This is a genomic window from Kothea flammea (genome assembly GCF_052161645.1).
In the GTDB taxonomy this organism is placed as follows: domain Bacteria; phylum Planctomycetota; class Planctomycetia; order Pirellulales; family Pirellulaceae; genus Laterigemmans.
Map to the genome: position 1 here is coordinate 6,263,720 of NZ_CP197414.1, position 21,319 is coordinate 6,285,038.

Here is a 21,319-nt window from a genome sequence, read left to right on the forward strand (position 1 = left end):
GGGATAAATCGAAGCGGAAGGGTGCCCACTACAGGATGGGAGAAAATAGCCTCGACACGCCCACGATAATTTGAAACCAGAATGGGCGATTGCTCAACGTGTTCTTTTGGGTCTTGTCTGATCGTCGAAAATCTCGCTGCAGCATCGCGTCCACACGCTGGATGAAGCCGGGATCACTGCCGGCAACCATGATTTCGAAGTTTAAGTGCAATGATCGATTATCAAGGTTGGTGGAACCGATCGCGGCAACGGTATTGTCGACGAGCACCGCCTTTTGATGCATAAATCCCTCTCGGTAGCGATAAAAATCGATGCCAACCTCCAGCAACCCATCCTCATGATAGTTGCCAGCCAAGTAAACGATTAGGTGGTCAGGCTTACCGGGGATCAAAACACGCACCTCGACTCCGCGGGCGGCAGCGGTTTCCAAGGCGGTTGCCACCGCTTCGTTGGGCACAAAATAGGGCGTGCTGATCCAGATGCGACGTTTTGCCATCGCGGCCAGCTGACAATACATCATTGTGCAGCGTTGCATCGTGTCGGCCGGCCCGGTGGGAATCACGACAACTTGCCCCGGTGGACCGGCTGACGAAGACGCACCTTGACGATATTCGTCTGAACGAATGTTGTTGGAACGATATTCGTCGGAACAAGCTTCCGCCGGCGATGGGAGTTGCTCGGTTGCCTGTTGCTCCTGCGGTTCCCAAAGCAGGTTTTCGATCAATCCGCGACGCGCCCAGAACCAGTCGCTATTGAAAGCTGACTGCACCGCTTGAACTGCCGGGCCACGGACGCTGATATGCGTATCTCGCCAGCTGCGAAACCTCCGGCCACCATCTAGGTATTCATCGCCGACGTTAAAGCCACCGCTAAAAGCCACCTTCCCGTCAACGATCACCACCTTGCGATGGTTGCGAAAATTGACTTGGAGACGACGTCGAAAACCACCTCGCGTGCTGAACGAACTAACCTCAACCCCAGCTTGCGCAAGGCGATCGAGGTAATACTGGGGCAACCATTGGCAACCAATATCATCATACAGCAAAAAGACTCGCACCCCGGCTTGTGCCCGTTCGATCAAAGTCTCGGCAAAATCGTTCCCGATAAAATCATTTTCGATGATAAAAAACTGCACCAGCACATAATCTTGTGCTTGGCGAATCGCACCAAACATCGCCTCAAATGTTTCATGACCGTCGATCAACAATCCCAACTCGTTACCATGCGTAACCGGTTGATCGACAACCTTTGCCAACTCATGTAACGGCGAGCCTGACCTCTGATTTGGATCGATGACTCGCCGCAACATGCTTTCGTATTCTTTGGCCGGCCCCGCGTGCTGACTTTTTACTCGCCGCAACGCTTCGCGATAACCAAAGAAGCGGGACCGTCCAAAAATCCAATAGCCTGGCACCACCAGCAGGGGCAGCGTCACCAACCCCACGCACCAAGCAGTCGTGGCCTGAGCCGTACGAACCCTCCGCAAAGCGTGCACCGCGCTCAACACTCCACAGCATTCCGCGAAAAAGAATACTGCGGAGGTGACGGTAATGGTACGGTCGTCGAAAAAGTCCCAATTCACGACCGGTTCACTGCGGCACGAGGACGCTGGAAGAAAGATTTTGCAAAGCGTGCAAGAAACGCTTGTTGGTCAACTGGTCCGGATCGGTCAATCGGAACGCGATTTCCAGCGTATCGTCAAGTGATTTCGAGTGCATGAAAAAATCGAGCTGGCGAAGCGAGTCGGTGTCCAAGAGCTGATCGCTACCGAACAATCTCAAGTAGAGCCCATCCACCTGTTTCGTTTCCAGTTGGCCGACTGCCGTCTGTGCACCACTCGGCTGCAGAACGATAAACTGGGGCGACATAAACTGTAAGATGTTTTCGCCAAAATAGTTGCGTAACAACGCGGTGGTCGCTTTTACCAGTTCGATTGGCCACTCCGGTTTGGCCTCGCCGGGAAAGCCCTTGAGGGTTGCATGCCAGTGTTCGCCGAGCAACCGCCAGGGCTGCAGCGATTCCGCCGAAAAAGTGGGAGTCGCTTCCACACCGCCGCTGGCAACGGGCGGTTGCTCCGGTTCTGTTTGCCGCGAAATCACTAGGGCGCCCGTTGGCAGGTAGGCCGCGATAGCCAGGTCGAGAAAGTCTCGGAAACTCTGCGACTCCAACTCGCTGGGTAGGAAAAAACGCAGCTCAATTTCTTGAAACTCTTTGCGGCTGATCACCTTGGCCCTGGCGTCGCTGGAGTAAACGCCTTGGATGTTGAGTTGGCTCAGCGTGGGCAGCTTGAGCGTCTTTAACAACTCAGCTTTGTTGAACGTCCCCGGCGGCACCCGGAATTTGGCTTTCATCCATTTTGACTCGCTGGAAAATGCGTGTAAGAACCACTGGCGAGCATGAAAGTCAGCTTCGCCTTGCTTCTTGCCACCAGCTTTCACTCTTCGCTTCGCGCCGCTGGCCTTTACTTGAGCGCCGCGAACTTCGATCCGGGAGAAATGATTAAAGTCGAATTTATCAAAGCGACCGTCCGCTTCGAGCCGTTCGACTAACCGCCGGATACAGGCCGGGTCCCACAAAACGGCTTGACCAGTGCGATCCCGCGGGGCATTGAGGTGCCAACTGCGACCATCGGTTTCCCAGGCCGCCTGGGTAGTTTGCGGCACAGCCAGCGGAGTCTGCTGAACGGTAGCCTGTTGCTCCAGATACGTCTCCACATCGACGGAGCGACGTGCTTGATGCGGCCCCTGAGCGAGTGCGGCTTGCAAGAATTCCCCGGTGTAGCTGCGGGGTAGTTTGTTTTTTGATTTTTGCCGTGTCTTGCCTGTGGGGGCTGCTCGCTGGGCATACTCGACCACCGCCTCGGGAGTTCCCTCACAGACCACGGTGCCACCTTCCGCGCCCGCCTCCGGGCCCATGTCGATCACCCAATCAGCACACTTGATAACATCCAAGTTATGTTCGATGACAACCACGGAGTTGCCCAGATCAACCAACCGTTGCAAGACATCCAAGAGTTTGACAATATCATCAAAGTGCAAACCGGTGGTTGGCTCATCGAGCAGGTATAGCGTCTGCCCGGTTTGCGGTCGTGCTAATTCGGCAGCCAGTTTAACGCGTTGCGCTTCACCGCCCGAAAGGGTCGGCGCCGATTGCCCCAGGGTTAGATAATCCAGCCCCACATCACATAAGGTTTGCAAGACCTTGGCGATCTTGGGCTGTGCCGAAAATAGCCGCAGCGCATCGGCGCATGACATCTCCAGCACATCGGCGATGCTATGGCTGTGGTATTTGACTTCCAAGATTTCAGGCGTGAAGCGGTGCCCGCCGCAATCTTCGCAAAGGACCCAAACATCGGGCAAGAAGTGCATTTCAATTTTTTTCTGCCCCGAGCCTTCGCACGCCTGACAGCGTCCTCCGGGAACGTTAAAGCTGAATTGCCGCGCCGTATAACCGCGTGATTTCGCCAACGGTAACTTGGCAAACAGCAGACGAATCAGCTCAAACACGCCGGTATAGGTTGCCGGGGTGGAAGCGGGGGTATTGCCCAGGGGCGTCTGGTCGACCTGAATCACTTTGTCGACATGTTTTAAGCCGAGAATTTTCTCATGCTTACCGGGCCGCAAATTGGCGCGATGTCGGATGCGTGCCAGCGCCGGATAGAGGATACCGTTAATCAACGTCGATTTGCCGCTGCCGGACGGTCCGGTTACGGCCGTAAATAGACCCAACGGAATGGAAACATCAATCGATTGTAGGTTGTGCTCGGCGGCTCCGATAATCTCCAGCGAAGCGGCCGAACTGGCTCCCCCGGCGGTCCGCCGGTTGGTCGGCACGGGGATGCCCTTGGTGCCGTTGAGGTATGGCCCCGTCACGCTCTGCCTCGCCGGCTTGAGACGCTGGGGAGGCCCCTGGGCAACAATCTCACCACCCAACTTGCCAGCTCGTGGGCCAAAGTCACAGAGGTAGTCGCTGCCGGCGATCACGTCATGGTCATGCTCGACCACCAGCAGCGTGTTGCCCAAATCTCGCAACCGATGCAGGGCCGATAGCAACCGTTGGTTGTCCCGCGGGTGCAAACCAATCGTCGGCTCGTCCAACACGTACAGCACGCCGCACAGCCCACTGCCGAGTTGGGCAGCCAAGCGAATCCGTTGGGCTTCGCCCCCCGACAACGTGGCAGCCGGTCGGCTCAACGTCAAATACTCCAAGCCAACGTCCAAGAGGAATTGCGTGCGGGAGCGAATTTCACGAATTAACTCCCCCGCGATGCGTCTTTGGCGAGTATCCAATTTCCAACCTTTGACCGTCTCGGCCAAACGCCAAAGTGGCATCCGCACGTAGTCGCCAATCGTCAACTCTTGGAACCGCACAGCAGCCGCGGCATCAGTCAAACGGGTGCCATCACAGACGGTGCACTCAATCACGTCGGTAAAAGCTTCCAAGCGATAACGCAAAGCGGGACTCAACCGCGAGGCTTCCGCCAGCGCCGGATAGAGTCCTTTAAACTGATAATGAAACAGTGTTTGCGAATCGCTCGCGGCGGCGGGCTGAGGATCGGCAGCCGGTTCCGGAAAATGTTCTTTCGCCGTCAGGTCACCAGCTTTGACTTCAATCCATTCCGCTCCGGTGCCGTGATAGATCAACCGCCGCTGCCTCACGGTCAGCTGCTCGTATGGTACATCCAAGGGGAGATCGGTATGCCGCGAGAGCGCCACCAGCATCCCGCGGGCAAAGCTGGCGTTGAGCTCGGGCCAGAGCGCGACGGCACCTTCGGCAAGCGTCAACTTTTCGTTACGCAACAAGGCGGCGGGATTGGTCCCCGATTGCTCGCCGAGTCCCTCGCAGGCTGGACACCAACCGGCTGCCGTGTTGAAAGAAAAGTGATGTGGGGTGAGCGGCTGAAACGAGCGTCCGCAACATTCGCATGCCAAGTGTTGGCTGTGCGTAATTACCTCCCAAAGATATTCCTCACACTTTGGCCGGGCCACCGCCAGTTGCATCACGCCACTGCCGACGGCCAAAGCCAGTTCCACACTCTCTGAGATGCGGGTGTGATCATCGTGCCGCAATTCCAGACGATCGATCACCAATTGCAGCGTGACCTGTTGGCTGCTGGAGAGTTTCGGCATCGCCGTCAACTGATGGGTATTGCCGTCGACGCGAACCCGGGAAAAACCTTGTTCCCGCAAGCTCTGCCAAAACTCATCAAAGGACTGATGCTCGGGACGTTGCAAGGGTGCCATGATTAAGAACCGGGTACCCGCCTCGAGCCGCATCACTTTGTCAACGATTTGATCGGCTGTTTGCGTCCCCACCGGCAGTTCGCATTCCGGACAAAACATCGTGCCCAGGCGAGCCATCAGGATGCGAAAATAATCATATATTTCGGTCACGGTCCCCACGGTGCTGCGGGGGCTGTGCCCGAGGTTCTTCTGTTCCAGCGCAATCGCCGGCGACAACCCCTCAATACGTTCGGCTCGCGGCTTTTGCATTTGCCCGATGAATTGCCGCGCGTAAGAAGAGAGCGATTCGACGTATCGACGCTGGCCCTCGGCATAGATCGTATCCATCGCCAACGAGGATTTGCCGCTACCCGAGGGACCACAAAACACCGTCATCGCATCGCGGGGCAAAGCCACGTTGACCGATTTCAAGTTGTGCTGCGTGCCACCGTCAACGATTAGCTTTGGCTTACCGTTGCCACGTTTTGATTTCTTGTCGCCCTGCTTGGCAGCCGGTTTGGTTAATGGTCGCGGTTTCTTGTCGAGCACGCGGCGGAGCGCCTGGCCTGTGAAAGAAAGCGGATTCTCGGCAATCTCAGCCGGTTTGCCCGCGGCCACCAATTGCCCACCCCCGGCGCCACCTTCCGGTCCCAAGTCGATGACCCAATCGGCAGTCTTGATCACATCCAAATTGTGTTCAACCACGACCACCGTGTTGCCTTTGTCGACCAAATCGTGCAAGACAGCTAACAATAATTTGACGTCAGCGAAATGCAGTCCGGTGGTCGGTTCATCCAAAACGTAGAGCGTCCGCCCGGTGGCCCGTTTGGAGAGTTCGCGCGAAAGTTTAATGCGTTGTGCTTCACCACCGGAAAGCGTTGGTGAGGGTTGCCCAAGATGTAAGTACTCCAAGCCAACGTCGACCAAGGTGCTGAGTTGGCAGGCAATTTTAGGAATGTTTTCAAACAACTTATAAGCTTGACCGATCTCCATTTCCAACACATCGGAAATCGAATGATCTTTAAACTTGACCGCTAAGGTTTCGCGATTGTAGCGATGGCCCTCACAAACGGGGCAGGTGACCCACACGTCGGCGAGGAAATCCATGTCAAGTTTAGTGGAACCATTCCCATCACAAGCGCTGCAGCGCCCCCCCGTCACGTTAAAACTAAAACGACTGGCGGTAAAACCTCGCGTTTTGGCTTCGGGCAAGCGAGCAAAGAGATTACGAATCTCATCAAACACTTTGACGTAAGTCCCCGGATTGGAACGGGGCGTGCGCCCAATCGGAGATTGATCAATCGCGATTGTCTTATCTAAGTGTTCCAGACCAACCAATTCGGCGTGCGCACCCGGTTCACACTCGGCCCCGTTGAGGGCGCGGCGGAGCGCGGGTTCCAGAATGTCTCCGATCAAAGACGATTTTCCACTGCCTGAAACCCCGGTAACGCAGATCAGGGTGCCGAGCGGAAAGGTAACGTCGATCGATTTCAGGTTGTTGTGGCTGGCTCCGCGGATGATTAATTGCTCACCGCTGCCGGGGCGAACCTGCTCAGGCAGCTCAATTCTATCGGCACCGGAAAGAAACTTGCCCGTCACGCTTTGCTTGCTGTCGGCAATATCCTGCATCGTCCCGCTGGCCACGATTTTGCCGCCGCGGATGCCGGGACCGGGCCCGAAATCGACAATCATGTCGGCCGCTCGCATCGTGTCTTCGTCATGCTCGACGACGATCAACGTGTTGCCACGGTCTCGCAGGGTGAGCAACGTTTTGATCAGCCGATCATTGTCGCGGGCGTGCAAGCCGATCGAGGGTTCGTCGAGGATGTAAAGCACGCCGGCGAGCCCGCTGCCGATTTGACCGGCCAAGCGAATCCGTTGCGACTCACCCCCGGACAAGGTCGGTGCGGTTCGCGAGAGGGTTAGATAGTCGAGTCCGACACCGAGCAGAAAACCGATGCGCGCACGCAGCTCTTTGAGGACTTCACCAGCGATATATTGAGCCGCCGGTGGTAATTCAATCGCCGAAAAGAAACTGGCTAATTGCTCAGCAGGTAACTCGCAGATCTCCGGCAATGAGCGACGCGGATGTTCACTGAAGCGAGGGTCAGCGGTCTGCAACGTGACCGCCGAGGCTTGACGATTGAGCCGTCGTCCATGGCAATCTGGACAGTCCAGCGTATCCATGTACTTTTCTAAACCGCGGAGATAATGCTTGTTCTTCGCGGTCCGATAACGCTCGATCAATTCAGCCACGATGCCGCTGAATTCGCCGCCGTACTTGCTCGGCCGACTGCCACCCCGCCAGGTGAACGTGATATGCAGATCGCCGGTCCCCCACAGCCAAGCCTCGCGAAGATTTTGTGGTAAATCTCGCCAAGGTGTCGTCAACATGGTGCCCGGTTCGAGCTCCCATTGCCGCTCGACCGATTCAGCCACGCCGCTGTAGATGTGCCGTTTGTAGCGCCCCAACGCGGACCATTCCCCCACCAATCGGATCGCTCCCTTCTTGAAAGAGAGTGATGGGTCGGGGACTAACAGTTCGGGAACAAAGGTGTATAGACGGCCCAAGCCATCACAGCCCGGGCACATGCCTTGCGGACTGTTGAATGAAAACAACTGGGGTGTGGGAGGGGCAAAAGAACGACCACAGTCCCCGCAAGCAAACCGGCTGGAAAAGAGAATTTCTTGACCACCGCCGCCCCGCGAGCTGCCACGGCCGAAATCGGCAGAAGTGGCCCCCTCGACGTCATCATCCGCAGCCATCTGCTCTGATTCAACAGCGGGTGCGTCACCGCTGGGCGAGAGCGACACCAGCAAAGCGCCGTCGCCCAACTTGAGAGCGGCATCCACGGCTTCGGCCAAGCGACCACGCTGTCGCGACGTGGGGGGTAAACGATCGATCACGACTTCGACATCATGGCGGCGGGCACGGTCGAGCGCCGGCGGCGTGTCGAGGCGGAAAATCGTGCCGTCGACGCGGGCGCGCACGTAGCCCAACTTTCGCAAGTCCTCGAACAAATCCCGAAACTCGCCCTTTTGACCACGCGCCAACGGAGCCAGCAGGGTCAGCGTGGCGGCGGGCTCCAACCCCATCACGCGACCGACGATCTGCTCGCGCGTTTGCGCGGCGATCTCAGTGCCACAGTCGGGACAGTGGCCGGTACCGACGCGGGCGAAGAGTACCCTGAGAAAATCGTAAATCTCGGTGATCGTCCCCACCGTGCTGCGGGGGTTGGCACCGGTCGATTTCTGCGAAATTGAGATCGAGGGGCTTAATCCGGTGATCAAATCGACATCCGGCTTGGGCATCTGCCCCATGAATTGCCGAGCGTAATTCGACAAAGATTCCACGTAGCGACGCTGCCCCTCGGCGTAGAGCGTGTCGAATGCCAGCGATGATTTGCCACTCCCGGAGACGCCGGTAAAGCAGATCATTTTGCCCCGCGGCAACTCGACACTCACGTTGCGGAGGTTATGTTCGCGAGCCCCTTTGACTGTTATTTGCGTCGTCGTCATGACCAAATGGATACCGTCGGCTGTCATCCGTTGTGGAAAAGCAGAGTAATGCGTCGTCGATGAACGATTGTAACGTAATGCAGACGCAGAGCATGCCCCACCCCAAAACCGGGCGAAAGAGTCGCCGCAAAGAAATCAAGCAATTGAGCAGAACGCGGTTATTGAATCGTTTGCTGAGGTAGACGGCCGAGTTGGATGATTACCGCAACCCGTTCTTCGCTGCCATCAGCTCGTCGTCCGATCAACATTTGCTGACCCAGCCCGAAGGCATCTTCGGTGGGCACAATCACGATCGCTTGACCGGTCGCCAACGGTACGTTTAACGCCAGTTCGTTCAGAGTCCACAGCTCGCGGCGAAAATCCATGCGGAACGCGAGCGAGTCGTTGGCGACGAAGCTTTGCTTCATTTGTCCGTGCTGAATTTCCGGCAGCAAACTGACTGAAAGCCTTCCATCGTCGAGCAGGAACGTCTTCATTTGCAAGGTGAACTGAGGGTTCACCAGACTCCTGCCAATCAAGCCGGCGGGGGTTCGCACTAAAGTTGGGTGATCCCCCTCCAGTGCCCGACGAACCGCCAAGGTCACAGGCTGGCTGTCGCGACAAGTCAAACGCTTGCGACGGTTCTCAAAATCGCTCAACACGCTCGCCTCGCGAAGCAGACGCGTGGAATCATCCTCCTCGGACATGCTGGCGATTTGACTGACATCCCAGCCGCTGATGCGTCCCGCTCGCAAACCGTTGGCGGCCAGCCAACGTCGCGTCTGGGGAGCGAGCACCGCCTCGTCCATCCGCTGCCAAGGTGCCTCCAAGCCACCACCTGCGACACTCGCCGCAACTCCACTCGCTAAAACGTCACCGGAGGCAACTTCACGAACGGCGGCGGCATCCTTCTCAGCTTGGCTGGCGTAGAGGCTGGAGCCTAGCTGCATGGGAACGAATGCCACGTCGACAATCGCCGCCTCAGCCGGAATTTTGACTTCTGGCAGCCCACCCGCAGCAACCGCGGAGGAGGGTGGATCGGCAAAATCACTGTTCCACCGAGCGCAGCCGGGAGCCAACATAGCAACCGACGCCACCGCGATGGTTAGCATCACGGTGGGCGCGGGCGGGCCAATGGATTGCTTCCGGGCAACGTTTCGCCGACAACCTATTCTCATAGCCGGTGTGTACGAACCGACTGGAGGCAAAGTCAATGGCGGTTCGCGCCCATCGGCCGCGGGTTATTTGAGCGAAATCGTTTGCTGCAGGGGCCGCAGAATGTTTTCAATCAAGTAACTGTCAACCAGATCGCGACAAAGCACGACCAGTCGTTCGAACTCGCGGAGATAGGTCTCCCCCACAGCCAGACTTTCAAAGCGACGAACCGTCAAATAGACGCTCAGTTGCTCCTCTGGATAGTCGCCACTGCGAACCTGAAAAGCCGAAGTTCGCGATTCGAAACTGATCCGACACTGCGTTCGACAATCCTCATCGAGGGCAAACTGGATCGCCGGTTCATAACCCAAGATTGGTCTGCCAATCGCTTCTGACATTTTCTCAAAAGCGGGAATAACCCCCAGTGCCTCACTCAACAGTTCGTTATGGTTACCCCGGTAGGTGAAATCGAATCCCAGCATGACGCTCAGCGACTCGCAATCGAGTGGGCTGATGGCCAGCGTATAGGGGAGTAAATCAAGGATCATGCGGTGCTGGTCTGCCGCCTCTTCAAAGGAGGCTGGATTGACCGCCCCGCTGTTCAGCCGTTTTGGCTCAACCGAAGCCCAGCGGTAATTGCCCTGCTCTTTTTCTTCTTCGAGTACATACTCGGCCCTCTCCCGCGCGTAAAAATGAGCCATCCGCGGGTAGCGTTTTTGCAATTGCTCGAAAAAATGAAGAACGGTGTCGCGGTTTTGTGGCAGCTCTAACTCAGTACTGAGGTTCATGTTCAGGTAGTAGTCATCGCTGAACGTGCCATATTCGCTCATGCATCGCTCCTCGGCGCTCGTGTTCGTGCTTAGCCGGTTGGCCCGACTCTGTTTCAAGTATACGGCCCTTGCCCGCCTGCTTCTACGCGCTGTCGGGCCTTCGAGTACACTCCCTGGCAGGGACAGTTTTACCAAAACCCAAGTTCGGGCAGATCGCTGTTCGGCTGACGTAAATCTAAAACTGGAGGAGTGTTATGACTTTTGGGACGAGCAATTGCGGGCCTCAAACTCAGCGAACATGCACTTCCGTACACAACACGCCACGCGGCCCTTTGCGGGCGGAATGGACTGCGATGGGGTTGCATACGGTGGCATGGGGCGAGACGGACAAAATCCCCGCTGACTACGTAAATTACCGGGTTTCCGCCGTTTCACCTGCCGCCGTGCTCAACTTCGATGCAGCTTTGGCAGATTACTTTTTGGGAAATTTCGCCGCCTTCGAGCAAATCGCCGCAGATTCTAGCGGTTGGCCCCCTTTTTTTGCCCGCGTTTATCAATTTTGCCGACTAATCGCTCCGGGACAGACACTTTCTTACGCCGAGCTGGCGGGCCGGGCCGGCAGTCCCCGCGCGGCCCGCGCCGTAGGACAAGCCATGGCCAGAAATCGCCTACCGCTGGTCATCCCCTGTCACCGCGTGCTGGCTAGCGGCGGCAAAATGGGCGGATATAGTGGTCCGGGGGGAGTAGACACTAAGCGATGGCTGCTGGCTCTCGAGGCTGACGATCGCAATAGCTGACCATTCCGAAGCTGCCCCAGGGCAAACCTTGATCGTGGAATCCGACATGCCAAAGCAACCACAGAGCCGACCGGCTGTCGAGCCCCAAGTGGATTCCGATAGTGGCCGGGTGGAATGGGGCCAGTTGGAATGGGGCCGGATCAGCCGGGGCCTGCAACTGAAGTTAATTGCGGCAGGCATCTTGGCGGGCCTGTTCGCAGGACTCGCCGTGCTGATGGTGGCCAGCCCGAGAACGCTCGCCTTGCCAACGGTGCTTTACCTGTTGGCAGCCGTGTTCTTGCTCACCCTGCTAATCGACTTTGCCGGTCGCTTGCTGTGTTTGACACCTGTCTCGTCGCCACAATCAACTCGCGTCTTCGTGGCCGCGTCGATTGGATCCCAGTTATTCGCGATCATCTTGCTATTCACGCCGCTGCTGGCAGTGCCCGAGTTACCCCTCAGTGTGCAAATCACCATCGGCTTATTGCTAGCCGGCTGTGGGCAAGCGATAGCGGCGGTCCTATTTATGGTTTACGTTCGCAAGCTTGCCATCATGTTGGGACGTGCAGACTTGGCACGCTGGCCACTGATTGTGCTCTCCTTCAACGCCGGCTCACTTTCTATCACTATCATATTGTTTGCAAGTTTGTGTTTCATCCTTGCTTGTCCATGCATGTGGTGGCTGGCCTATGTCGGGATGGCAATCTTAACCGAAGCCTGGCGAGACATAGGGCTGGCTGCACCAATGCTCTTGCTTTTGGGGCGACTTGTGCCAACGCTGTTGTTCGGCCTGCTGCTTTATTCCCCGCTATACCGCTACGGCAAACTGCTGAGCGAGCTTAAAGCTGCCGTTGACCGCCACAGCGAAATAGGACATGGGGAATAAAACATGGAAATAACGTTTCGCACTTAGCCTTGGCAGTCGACGCACCGCATGCTCTCCGGGAATTGCGATCTGGGCTCTTTAGCTTACTTTTTAAGGCCAAGTAAGGTAACTAATTATATCAGCCGTTGAGCGGTAACTCACGGCTCCAAGGAACCGGACGCTTGCGCGTTCCGGCTGATTTCCTTTTGTCTAATGACTTTTGCGGAGGTGCTAAGCGTCCTACTCCTTTTCCACAATCTCTGGTTCGAGTAGGTCAAGCCCGAAGTTCTCGCCCTTATCGACCGCGCGGACTCCGACCGCCATCCACTCGGGCTCTGCGGCACCCATGAGGTAGTGATCGAAGAATTGCTGCATGCGGGTGGCGAAATCGCGACGATTTGCATCCCCCATCACCCAGTGTGGGTCACCATTGTAATTCAACAACCAAGCTGGTTTTTCCAATCTCCGCAGCGCCACAAACAGCTCGATACCTTGATACCAAGGGACCGCTCCGTCCTCATCATTGTGTAAGATCAGCAGCGGGGTGTTGATTTTGTCCGCAAAAAAGAGTGGCGAATTGGCAATGTATTTTTCCCTCGCCGCCCACAGATCTTCTCCAATTCGGCTCTGAGTTCGCTCATATTGAAACATGCGGCTCATCCCGCTCGCCCAACGAATTCCCCCGTAGGCGCTGGTCATGTTGCTCACCGGTGCACCCGACTCGGCACAAGCAAACATGTCGGTTTGAGTAACCAGATAAGCGGTCTGATAGCCTCCCCAACTGTGTCCCTGCATACCGATGCGGTCTTTATCAACAAACCCTTGGGCAACCAAATGCTCGACGCCCGGGAGGATCGCGTTGGCAGCGCTTGGCCCCGGATCGCCGGTCTTGTAGGGAATATCTGGAATGAAAACCAAGTAGCCACGGCTGACATAAAAACTGTGGCAGATGATCGAGCGACCTGCCGCCGGCGGATAATAACTGTGCAAGTTATCAGAATTTCGTTCGTAGAAATAAACCATCAACGGATACTGCCGGGCTGGATCAAAACCGTCTGGCTTCATCAAAATACCATCCAGTTTTTGGCCATCCTGTGCCTGCCAATGCACCAATTCCGCGGTGCCCCAAGTGTAATCCTGCTGCTGTGGGTTCATGTCACTGACGCGAGCGATCTTGGCAAAGCTAACGTCGCTCGCCCACAAATCGGGACACTTCTGAAAAGTGCTGCGAGTAAAGACCACCGCGTCGCTATCCTCGGCCTTTTGCAGACCGCTCAACCGTTCATCGAGCATGATCAGCGGCTGTAACTTATTTTCTTCCGCTAACGTCAGCGAATAAAAACCACTGGCCTTGGTGTTGTCGTTGAAGGCTGACAGCATCAGCGGTTGCGCCGGATCAATCGCCAATTGGTCGCGATCCAAGGCCAGGTAGCGAAAACGAATGCTATCCATGCGACCGACACCAGCGGTCAAACATACGGGCTCTGTTTTCCCCAGCGGATCGAGCTGCCAAATATCAAAGCGATCATAAATCAAGCAAGCTCGATCGTCGGTCATCCAACCGGCCATACCGTAGGCGTTGGGCAGATTGGGCGTATCGTGCAATTCATCCTGCAGCGGAAAGCGAATGCCCTTGCTGATTTCAACGGGCTCATCATCAGGATTCCGCGTGGTTTTGGCAAACCATTTGCGTTGCTCGCGGTCAAACCAAGTCATATATTTGCCGGCGGGCGACAACGAAACGTCCCACTTGACCTGCTCCAGCACCAATTGATGCTTGCCGGTATCGAGGTTGATCAGATAAGCGTCTTGATAACCTGGTATATCCCAAGACAACATCCGCAAATACTTTTGGTTTGTATTGGCAACAATGAATTTCGCGGGGGAGCGATAATTAATGCTGGCGAATGGAATATCGCGAGTCATCAATTGGAAAATTTTCTTGGGTCCCAGGTTATAAACAGCACGATAATCGCGTCGACGATCGGCCTCCGCCCGCAATAGTTGTTGGGGCTGCAACTGGGGATCGCGCCAATGCCAGATATCAAGCTTGGCTTGCTCATCGTCATCCTCGTCTTCGGCCTCGCCACCCTTGGCGGCCAGCTCGCGGGCCTGGGCAACCTCAACAGGAATGGGAGTGGTATCGAAGTAGAGACGCCGGCCATCTTGCGAAAAACGCTGGTTCGAGTTTGGAGAAACCCACCAGCCAACCGGCACCCCTTGCTCACCCTCTTTCACAATCCGCTTCGCCTGCTTTTCTTTAGCCGCCCACAGATAGACGCTCCACGAGGGGTCCTCCGCCTGATAATCGTCCTTATTGGTAATGAACGCCAAATGCGAGCCATCTTCGGTGAAGGCCATGTTCTTGTATTCGCCCGTTCCCGCAGCGATCGTTACATGCTGACGCGAATCAAGCTTCAATACGTGCACACCATCGGTGGGACCAGTTGTCGAGCGATCCTCTTGTTTTGCCTTTGCCTCTTTTCCCTCTTCTCCCTCCGCTGCAACGGAAGTTGAGAAAGCAATTGCGTTACCGTTTTTTGAAAACGTGTAGGAGGCAACGGCTGGGAAAATGCGCTGAGTCCCCGCTTCGAGATGGATCAACAGCAAGGGCGTACCGGACGACTTCTCTTTTTTCTCAGTCTGAGCTTTCTTATCCGCCGCCTGCTTAGCCTCTGCCTTCTTTGCCCCAGGCTCTTCAGCCTTCGCTTCTTCCCGTGTTTCAGGTTGCTCCGAGGCGGGTTCTAGTTCACCCCGCTCGCGTGCCAATTGTTCACGGCTCTTTAACTTGAGCGGTGCCTCTGGTCGCCGCAGGCCTTCGCCAGTTACCTCATAGGTTTCCCGCGAGCCAAAAGGTTTTCCGGCCAGCTCGCCACCGCCTGCCGGTTTCTCCAGCAAACAGGCGACCCAGTTGCTGTTCTCCTCTGGAATGGAGAAAGAGCGGACGTTTTCCACGGTGCGAATGGCACCCGTTTCCAGTTCGAGAATTTGCAGCTTTGGCTTCGGCAAGTCGGCCGAGTTCTTTTTGTCTTTGCGGAGCTGCTTGAGCAATTTCCGCTCGGGCGTCACCAAGAAGATTGCGTAGCGACTATTGTCGGTCAGCTGCACCCCGGCGGCACGCTGAATCACATATTCGCTGGCCGTCGCCAGGTTTTGGATGTGCAACGTTGCCTCGCCGTCGATGCGACCACTCAGGACTCCATAGACCAACCACTTTCCATCTTGAGAGAGCGTGGATTGCGACATCGTATTCCAGAGGTCGTAATCGCTGTGTTCCAGCGGTCGCCGCGAGATGTCTTGAGCGTGCAGCCCAGGGGTCAATACTGCAAAGACCAGGAGCCCAAAGATGGGGGCGAACAAGAGTGCGCGAAGAACCTCAGCTCGGTCAAACTTCATCGGTGCAAATCCTCAGAGTTTCAAAGGTGAACACACCGAGGATAATCACTCGTCGGGGGGAAGGATACTTCGCAGAAAAATTTCCCCCTCGCAGCGATCGTGACACAAGTTCCCATCAGCCGCCTCGCGCAAGCGTGCGGTTCCCGGGGTCGTGCCATGCCGTAAAAACCGCAGGCTGACGCCAGGCGGCTGATCGAACAATCTCCGACCCGTTGGCCTGCATCAGCCGCCTCGCGCAAGGGTACGGTTCCCCGGGGTCGTGCCATGCCGCAAGAACCGCAGGCTGGCGCTAGGCGGCTGATGGAACAATGTCCGACCCGTTTGGCCTGCATCAGCCGCCTCGCGCAAGCGTGCGGTCCCCGGGGTCATGCCATCCCGTGAAAACCACAGGCTGGAGCCAAGCGGCTGATGATGCAGCTGATGATCAACTGGTTGCGGCTTTCGCATCTTGCACTTCGCCAGCGTATAACACAACAGTTGCCAGTTCATCTTCCGAGTTGATGCATTGCCAGTCACCACCACGGCTCCATACCGGACGCTCGCGAAACTGAGAATCATCTGCTCGTAGCAGTCGTGTGCAATATGCCTTGAACTGATCTCGAACTTTCGCCCCGCTGCAATCCGTTGCGGTTACAACCGCATGCACATGATTGGTTCGCGGGTTCACAACCCACAATTTCCAGCCTCGAAGCTCGCAATGAGTCTCAATCGTTTCAAAGACAATTCTGCGATGGTGTTCATCCAGTAACACAACCGGATGCAGCAATCGCTCACGCCGCCAGTATGCCAGCAGTGGTTGTGGTTTCTCATGTCCGCCACGATATCGTCGCCATCCGCGCTCATCGCCCTGAAGCCATGCGCCATAGACTGTCCATGTTATGAAGTATGCGAGTGGATCATCGTTCATAGTGAGGACAAGTATATCACCAGCCGGAGCCAAATACCGCCTGGTTGCCTGGATCAGCCGCCTCGCGCAAGCGTGCGGTTCCCGGGGTCGTGCCATGCCGCAAGAACCGCAGGCTGGCGTTAGGCGGCTGATCGAACAATCTCCGACCCGTTGGCCTGCATCAGCCGCCTCGCGCAAGGGTACGGTTCCCCGGGGTCGTGCCATGCCGTAAGAACCGCAGGCTGGCGCCAGGCGGCTGATCGAACAATCTCCGACCCGTTGGCCTGCATCAGCCGCTTCGCGCAAGGGTACGGTTCCCCGGGGTCGTGCCATGCCGTAAGAACCGCAGGCTGGCGCCAGGCGGCTGATCGAACAATCTCCGCCCCGTTGGCCTGCATCAGCCGCCTCGCGCAAGGGTACGGTTCCCCGGGGTCGTGCCATGCCGTAAGAACCGCAGGCTGGCGCCAGGCGGCTGATCGAACAATCTCCGACCCGTTGGCCTGCATCAGCCGCCTCGCGCAAGCGTGCGGTTCCCGGGGTCGTGTCGTGCCGTAAGAACCGCAGGCTGGCGCCAGGCGGCTGATCGAACAATCTCCGCCCCGTTGGCCTGCATCAGCCGCCTCGCGCCAGCGTGCGGTTACCGGGGGTGGTGTCGCGACGTGAAAACCTCAGGACGGCGACTGGCGGCGGACAAGTCGTTAGTCGAGAAAATCGTCGAGGTGGCGACGAATGAGTTTCGCCCAGCGGGTGTAGCCAGCGCGATTGAGATGTAGCTGGTCGTCACGAAAAAACTCAGTCCGTGGTTGACCGCCTGCGTCGAGAAAATACTCAGCCGTGGGAATGAAGTGCGTATTGGTTTCCGTAAGCGCGACTTCCCGCAACAAGGCGTTGACTTGGCGAATCTGGGGCCAGGCCTGAAAACGACTTTGCGACGGTGTGACTTCAACGATAAAAAGCTCCGCGTTCGGCTGATGACCGCGGGCCACAGCGATAATGGAGCGGACAAGTGTTTCGATTTCCTCGAGCGGCGTATCCTGCTCCTCGCCAGTAACATCATTGGCCACAAACATCACCATCGCGCGAAACCGATGCGGCTCAATCAGCTGCCGAGCAAAAACCGACAAATCGGTATATCGCGCGCCGCCATACCCCCGTTTGATGGCCGGGTAGGGCGCCATGTCCTCGGCAACTGTCTCCCACAAGCGAATGCTGCTGCTGCCAATATAGAGCACGCTGTCCGTGGCGGATGGCTCCGCATCGTTCAAAGCCGTCAACTTGTCGATATCAGCTTGCCAGCGCGCCTCGGCCTTAGGCCGGTATTTGTCGTTCGGCTCATCCGCCTGACACACAAGCTGCCCAAACACAAGCTGTACGCCAAGCAAACCTAGCACGAATCCCAAGCTGCGAAGTACGGCGCGGTCACGCCAGGGTTTGACAGAGCAGCCGTTAGACATGTAAGGACCTCGTGAGCATGTGGTCGTTAAATAATGGTGGGTGGAGCCACTGTCTTCAAACGTTTGACTTTGGGACGTCTGGCCTTGCGAGCCCTGGCGGGAATCAGGTCTCGCATTGCCTCGAGCCGACCGAAGCAGAGCAAGCGATCGCCTGCCTCCAATTCTCGGGAATGCTTTGGATTGGGAATCACCGAGGTGCCACGTTGCAAGGTCAACACATTGACGTCGCGATCCATCAAGCTGGATTGACCAATCGTGATCCCCACTAGTTCGGAACCATCGGGGATATGCAGTTCGGCCACTCCATAGCCTCGGCTAACGGCAATACCGTTCAATGTTTATGTAAATCGCGGCTCCTGCTAGAGTTAGGTTGTCTCACCAACCAACCTCGCAAGGAGCCGCGACATGAACGGGCAAGGATGCTCTGACCTCTCTTCGGAAGTCAACGGTAGGATTTTAGATCGGATTGCTGGACTTGAAAAGATCATTGCACCTGAACTTGTAGAGCGAGCACTCGCCGATACCGGCAAGCAGACCAAGCGGTCCTGCACGCTGACCAACGAAGTGATGATTTGGGTCGTATTGGCAATGGGCCTTTTCACTGAGCTTCCTATCCGTCAAGTCTTCAAAGCCTGCCGTCGGCTGCGGCACGGAGAAGAATCGCCAGCTAGGTCCAGCCTATGTATAGCGCGTCAACGACTTGGGAGCGAACCACTCGTTGCCTTGCACAGTTTAGTGGTCCGCCCATTGGCCACGCCGCAGACGCCTGGTGCGTTCTATCGCGGTATGCGCCGGGTCGCGATCGATGGTACGGTTCTCGAGTTGCCTGATTGCGATGCGCATCAGCATCTTGGACGCTCGTCAGGAAGTCGTGGCGCAGCCCCCTTTCCTCAAGTCCGTAAAGTCAGTCTTGTCGAACTCGGAACTCACATCGAGTTCGCATTTGTTTACGGCGGTTGGAAAGACTCCGAAAAGAAGCTGGTCGAGCAGCTATGGGATCGTATTCCCGAAGACGCGTTACTGTACGAAGACAGGGGCTTTTTTAGCTACAAACACTGGAAATTACTGCATGAGAAGCACAAATTGCTTGTTCGCATTCAAAAGTCGATGGTGTTCAAACCGATCAAATGCTTCGACGATGGATCCTTCTTGGCAAAGGTTTATCCGAGCAACTGGTATCGCGAAAATGACAAACAAGGCATCCTAGTCCGAGTGATCGAGTACAAGCTTGATGACCCTCAGCGTGTCGGTCACGATGAAGTTCATCGATTGATGACCAACCTGATGGACCCGATGGAGTTTCCGGCCATGGAACTGATTATGGAGTACCACGAACGCTGGGAAGAAGAAATGGTCTTTGATGAGCAGAAGACTCACCAAGATCCTTGTCGGGCCGAGAAGACAACGAATCTTCGCAGCGAAACGACCGACGGTCTGAAGCAAGAGTTGTATGCGATGTCGCTAGGTCATTTCGTGGTTCGCGCGTTAATGCTTGAAGCGGCTACCGAAGCGAACATGGACGTTGATCGGTTGTCGTTCAAGGGTTCTTTTCAAATACTCAAGACTCGATTACCGGAGTGCGATCCGAGCAACGAAGTAAGTTTCTCGCAGTGGTATGCAGCTGTGGTCTGGGAAATGAGTCGTGAGCGAATCCCGCCGCGCCGCAACCGCATCAACCCACGCGTGATCAAACGAAAAATGTCACGTTGGCACAAATGCCGCCCCGAACATCGAAACCAAGAACCGTTGACGAAAACCTTTGACCAGTCAGTGGTTATGCTTCATTGAACGGTATTGCGGCTAACGGTCAATCGTTGGCGAACGTCGAGTTCAGGAAAATCGACTTGGGCGGCAATGTAATCGATCACCGCGCCGGCGATATCGAGTTTCGTGGCCGATTCGATCCCTTCCAAACCGGGAGACGAATTGACTTCCATGACTTGCGGACCATCGGCCCCTTCGAGCATGTCGACACCGGCGACCCGCAAACCCAGAATTTGTGCGGCCCGCACGGCTGTCTCGGCGTATTCATCATCGAGGTCAACGCGATCGACGCGACCACCACGGTGCACGTTGCTGCGGAACTCGGAATCCTGAGCCGTGCGTCGCATGGAAGCCACCACGCGGTCACCGACGACCAGGGCGCGGATGTCTCGGCCTTTACTTTCAGCGACAAATTTTTGCAGCAACACGTTCTGTTTGGTGCTTTGTAACGTTTCGATAATGGCCTCAGCAACTTTCACCGAGTCGGCCAAGATCACGCCGATACCCTGGGTCCCTTCCAGCAGTTTGATCACCACCGGCGCCCCACCCACCCGCTCGATGGCGGGCAACACGTCGTGGCGATCTTTGACAAAGGTCGTCGCCGGGATGCCAATATGATGCCGGCTGAGCACTTGCAGACTGCGGAGTTTATCTCGCGAGTTACCAATGCCAATCGACGAGTTGGCGGTATACACATCCATCTGTTCGAACTGCCGCACGACTGCCGAGCCGAAGTAGGTGATGGAAGCGCCAATGCGAGGCAAAATCGCATCGTAGTGGCTGAGCCGACGACCGCGGAAAAACAAATCCGGATCGCCTGGCTGTAAGTCGATGGCAAACTTCAACGTATCCAACACAGAGACCTTGTGGCCCCGCTGAATGGCCGCCTCGCGAAGCCGGCGCGTGCTGTAACAGCGAGCGGATCGCGAGAGTATGGCAAGTTTCACAAAGTTACCCGTGGTGATGCTTGTGGTGAGCTGACCCCAAAAAAGACGCCCCGGGGTCAACTAAAAACTGTCCGCGAATTGAGTGCCTACCGAGCAACATGCGAAAACCCATCGCGTCGCGGTCCGCCAAGGTAATTTCCGTTCTCCATGCCAGCGAACCCAAATTGACTTGCGTCAAAATCACTGGTCGTCGCATCTGAATCCCGTTGCTGCTGCGGATCAATCGATACTCATAAACAGGGTGTTCGACAGAAATCTCCCACCGATCATCCCGCTGTCGAGGATGGATGCGAAACCGCACCCAGTCGCATCCTTCGCGTTCGAACTCTTCCAGAGCGAAAGCATGCAGCGAGGCGGTTCGCGCGCCAGTATCTATCTTTGCCTTCGTTCGCGGCACTCCCAATTCGGGTAATGCAACCCACTCGCGCCATCCGATCAGAGGCAGCCGACGACGTTTTCGCATATAGGCTACCTGCGCTCCACGGTTAGGGGGGGGGGGGCTTTTTCGAAAGCAAAACGAACGCAGGCTGAGCATAGTAAGCCAGCCAAACGGAAATGACAGGCCGGGTGGTTCCCGTTTGCCTAG

At 56.4% G+C, this 21,319-nt stretch carries 11 protein-coding genes and 2 pseudogenes; 3 read left to right on the forward strand and 10 right to left on the reverse strand.

What is annotated here, in order from left to right:
- Positions 1-28: 28 nt before the first annotated feature.
- The 4 genes from SH139x_RS23285 to SH139x_RS23300 form a co-directional block, all read right to left on the reverse strand.
- On the reverse strand, positions 29-1,582 hold the full coding sequence (locus tag SH139x_RS23285; protein ID WP_488352158.1) for a phospholipase D-like domain-containing protein: 1,554 nt from the start codon (positions 1,580-1,582) through the stop codon (positions 29-31).
- Positions 1,583-1,589: 7 nt separating this feature from the next.
- The gene (uvrA, locus tag SH139x_RS23290; RefSeq protein WP_488352159.1) at positions 1,590-8,741 is read right to left on the reverse strand and encodes an excinuclease ABC subunit UvrA; all 7,152 of its coding nucleotides are present in this window, start codon (positions 8,739-8,741) and stop codon (positions 1,590-1,592) included.
- 158 nt (positions 8,742-8,899) lie between these two features.
- Positions 8,900-9,835 carry a hypothetical protein gene (locus tag SH139x_RS23295; protein WP_488352160.1) on the reverse strand — a complete coding sequence of 312 codons (936 nt, stop codon included), beginning with the start codon at positions 9,833-9,835 and terminating at the stop codon, positions 8,900-8,902.
- A 126-nt stretch (positions 9,836-9,961) separates the two neighbouring features.
- Positions 9,962-10,705: a hypothetical protein gene (locus tag SH139x_RS23300; RefSeq protein ID WP_488352161.1), complete on the reverse strand. Its 744-nt coding sequence runs from the start codon at positions 10,703-10,705 to the stop codon at positions 9,962-9,964.
- A 194-nt stretch (positions 10,706-10,899) separates the two neighbouring features.
- Here SH139x_RS23300 and SH139x_RS23305 point away from each other — a divergent pair, with 194 nt between their 5' ends.
- Together SH139x_RS23305 and SH139x_RS23310 are read left to right on the forward strand one after the other, a co-directional pair.
- Complete coding sequence (locus tag SH139x_RS23305) at positions 10,900-11,442, forward strand: methylated-DNA--[protein]-cysteine S-methyltransferase (protein WP_488352162.1); 543 nt, start codon at positions 10,900-10,902, stop codon at positions 11,440-11,442.
- A gap of 46 nt (positions 11,443-11,488) precedes the next feature.
- A complete protein-coding gene (locus SH139x_RS23310; protein WP_488352163.1) occupies positions 11,489-12,307 on the forward strand; it encodes a hypothetical protein in 819 nt (272 codons plus the stop codon).
- Positions 12,308-12,526: 219 nt separating this feature from the next.
- On the opposite strand, the gene SH139x_RS23315 is transcribed toward SH139x_RS23310, so the two are convergent.
- The 4 genes and pseudogenes from SH139x_RS23315 to SH139x_RS23330 all read right to left on the reverse strand — a co-directional run.
- A complete protein-coding gene (locus tag SH139x_RS23315; RefSeq protein WP_488352164.1) occupies positions 12,527-15,682 on the reverse strand; it encodes a S9 family peptidase in 3,156 nt (1,051 codons plus the stop codon).
- Between the two features lie 424 nt (positions 15,683-16,106).
- A complete protein-coding gene (locus SH139x_RS23320; protein ID WP_488352165.1) occupies positions 16,107-16,589 on the reverse strand; it encodes a transposase in 483 nt (160 codons plus the stop codon).
- A 677-nt stretch (positions 16,590-17,266) separates the two neighbouring features.
- Positions 17,267-18,022 carry a GDSL-type esterase/lipase family protein gene (locus tag SH139x_RS23325; RefSeq protein WP_488352166.1) on the reverse strand — a complete coding sequence of 252 codons (756 nt, stop codon included), beginning with the start codon at positions 18,020-18,022 and terminating at the stop codon, positions 17,267-17,269.
- Positions 18,023-18,048: 26 nt separating this feature from the next.
- Positions 18,049-18,348: pseudogene (locus SH139x_RS23330) on the reverse strand (cation:proton antiporter regulatory subunit); the annotation flags it as partial.
- Between the two features lie 79 nt (positions 18,349-18,427).
- Here SH139x_RS23330 and SH139x_RS23335 point away from each other — a divergent pair.
- Positions 18,428-19,810, forward strand: a complete 1,383-nt coding sequence (locus tag SH139x_RS23335; protein ID WP_488350986.1) for an IS4 family transposase — start codon at positions 18,428-18,430, stop codon at positions 19,808-19,810.
- 8 nt (positions 19,811-19,818) lie between these two features.
- On the opposite strand, the pseudogene rimK reads toward SH139x_RS23335, so the two are convergent.
- Both rimK and SH139x_RS23345 read right to left on the reverse strand, forming a co-directional pair.
- Positions 19,819-20,733, reverse strand: a pseudogene (rimK, locus tag SH139x_RS23340) (30S ribosomal protein S6--L-glutamate ligase); the annotation flags it as partial.
- A 4-nt stretch (positions 20,734-20,737) separates the two neighbouring features.
- On the reverse strand, positions 20,738-21,196 hold the full coding sequence (locus tag SH139x_RS23345; RefSeq protein ID WP_488352167.1) for an ATP-dependent zinc protease family protein: 459 nt from the start codon (positions 21,194-21,196) through the stop codon (positions 20,738-20,740).
- Positions 21,197-21,319: the final 123 nt, after the last annotated feature.

Coding starts and splice junctions, on each gene's coding strand:
- SH139x_RS23315 (WP_488352164.1), bottom strand. CDS start 15,682: ATGAAGTTTGACCGAGCTGAGGTTCTTCGCGCACTCTTGTTCGCCCCC.
- SH139x_RS23300 (WP_488352161.1), bottom strand. CDS start 10,705: ATGAGCGAATATGGCACGTTCAGCGATGACTACTACCTGAACATGAAC.
- SH139x_RS23320 (WP_488352165.1), bottom strand. CDS start 16,589: ATGAACGATGATCCACTCGCATACTTCATAACATGGACAGTCTATGGC.
- SH139x_RS23345 (WP_488352167.1), bottom strand. CDS start 21,196: ATGCGAAAACGTCGTCGGCTGCCTCTGATCGGATGGCGCGAGTGGGTT.
- uvrA (WP_488352159.1), bottom strand. CDS start 8,741: ATGACGACGACGCAAATAACAGTCAAAGGGGCTCGCGAACATAACCTC.
- SH139x_RS23310 (WP_488352163.1), top strand. CDS start 11,489: ATGCCAAAGCAACCACAGAGCCGACCGGCTGTCGAGCCCCAAGTGGAT.
- SH139x_RS23325 (WP_488352166.1), bottom strand. CDS start 18,022: ATGTCTAACGGCTGCTCTGTCAAACCCTGGCGTGACCGCGCCGTACTT.
- SH139x_RS23335 (WP_488350986.1), top strand. CDS start 18,428: ATGAACGGGCAAGGATGCTCTGACCTCTCTTCGGAAGTCAACGGTAGG.
- SH139x_RS23305 (WP_488352162.1), top strand. CDS start 10,900: ATGACTTTTGGGACGAGCAATTGCGGGCCTCAAACTCAGCGAACATGC.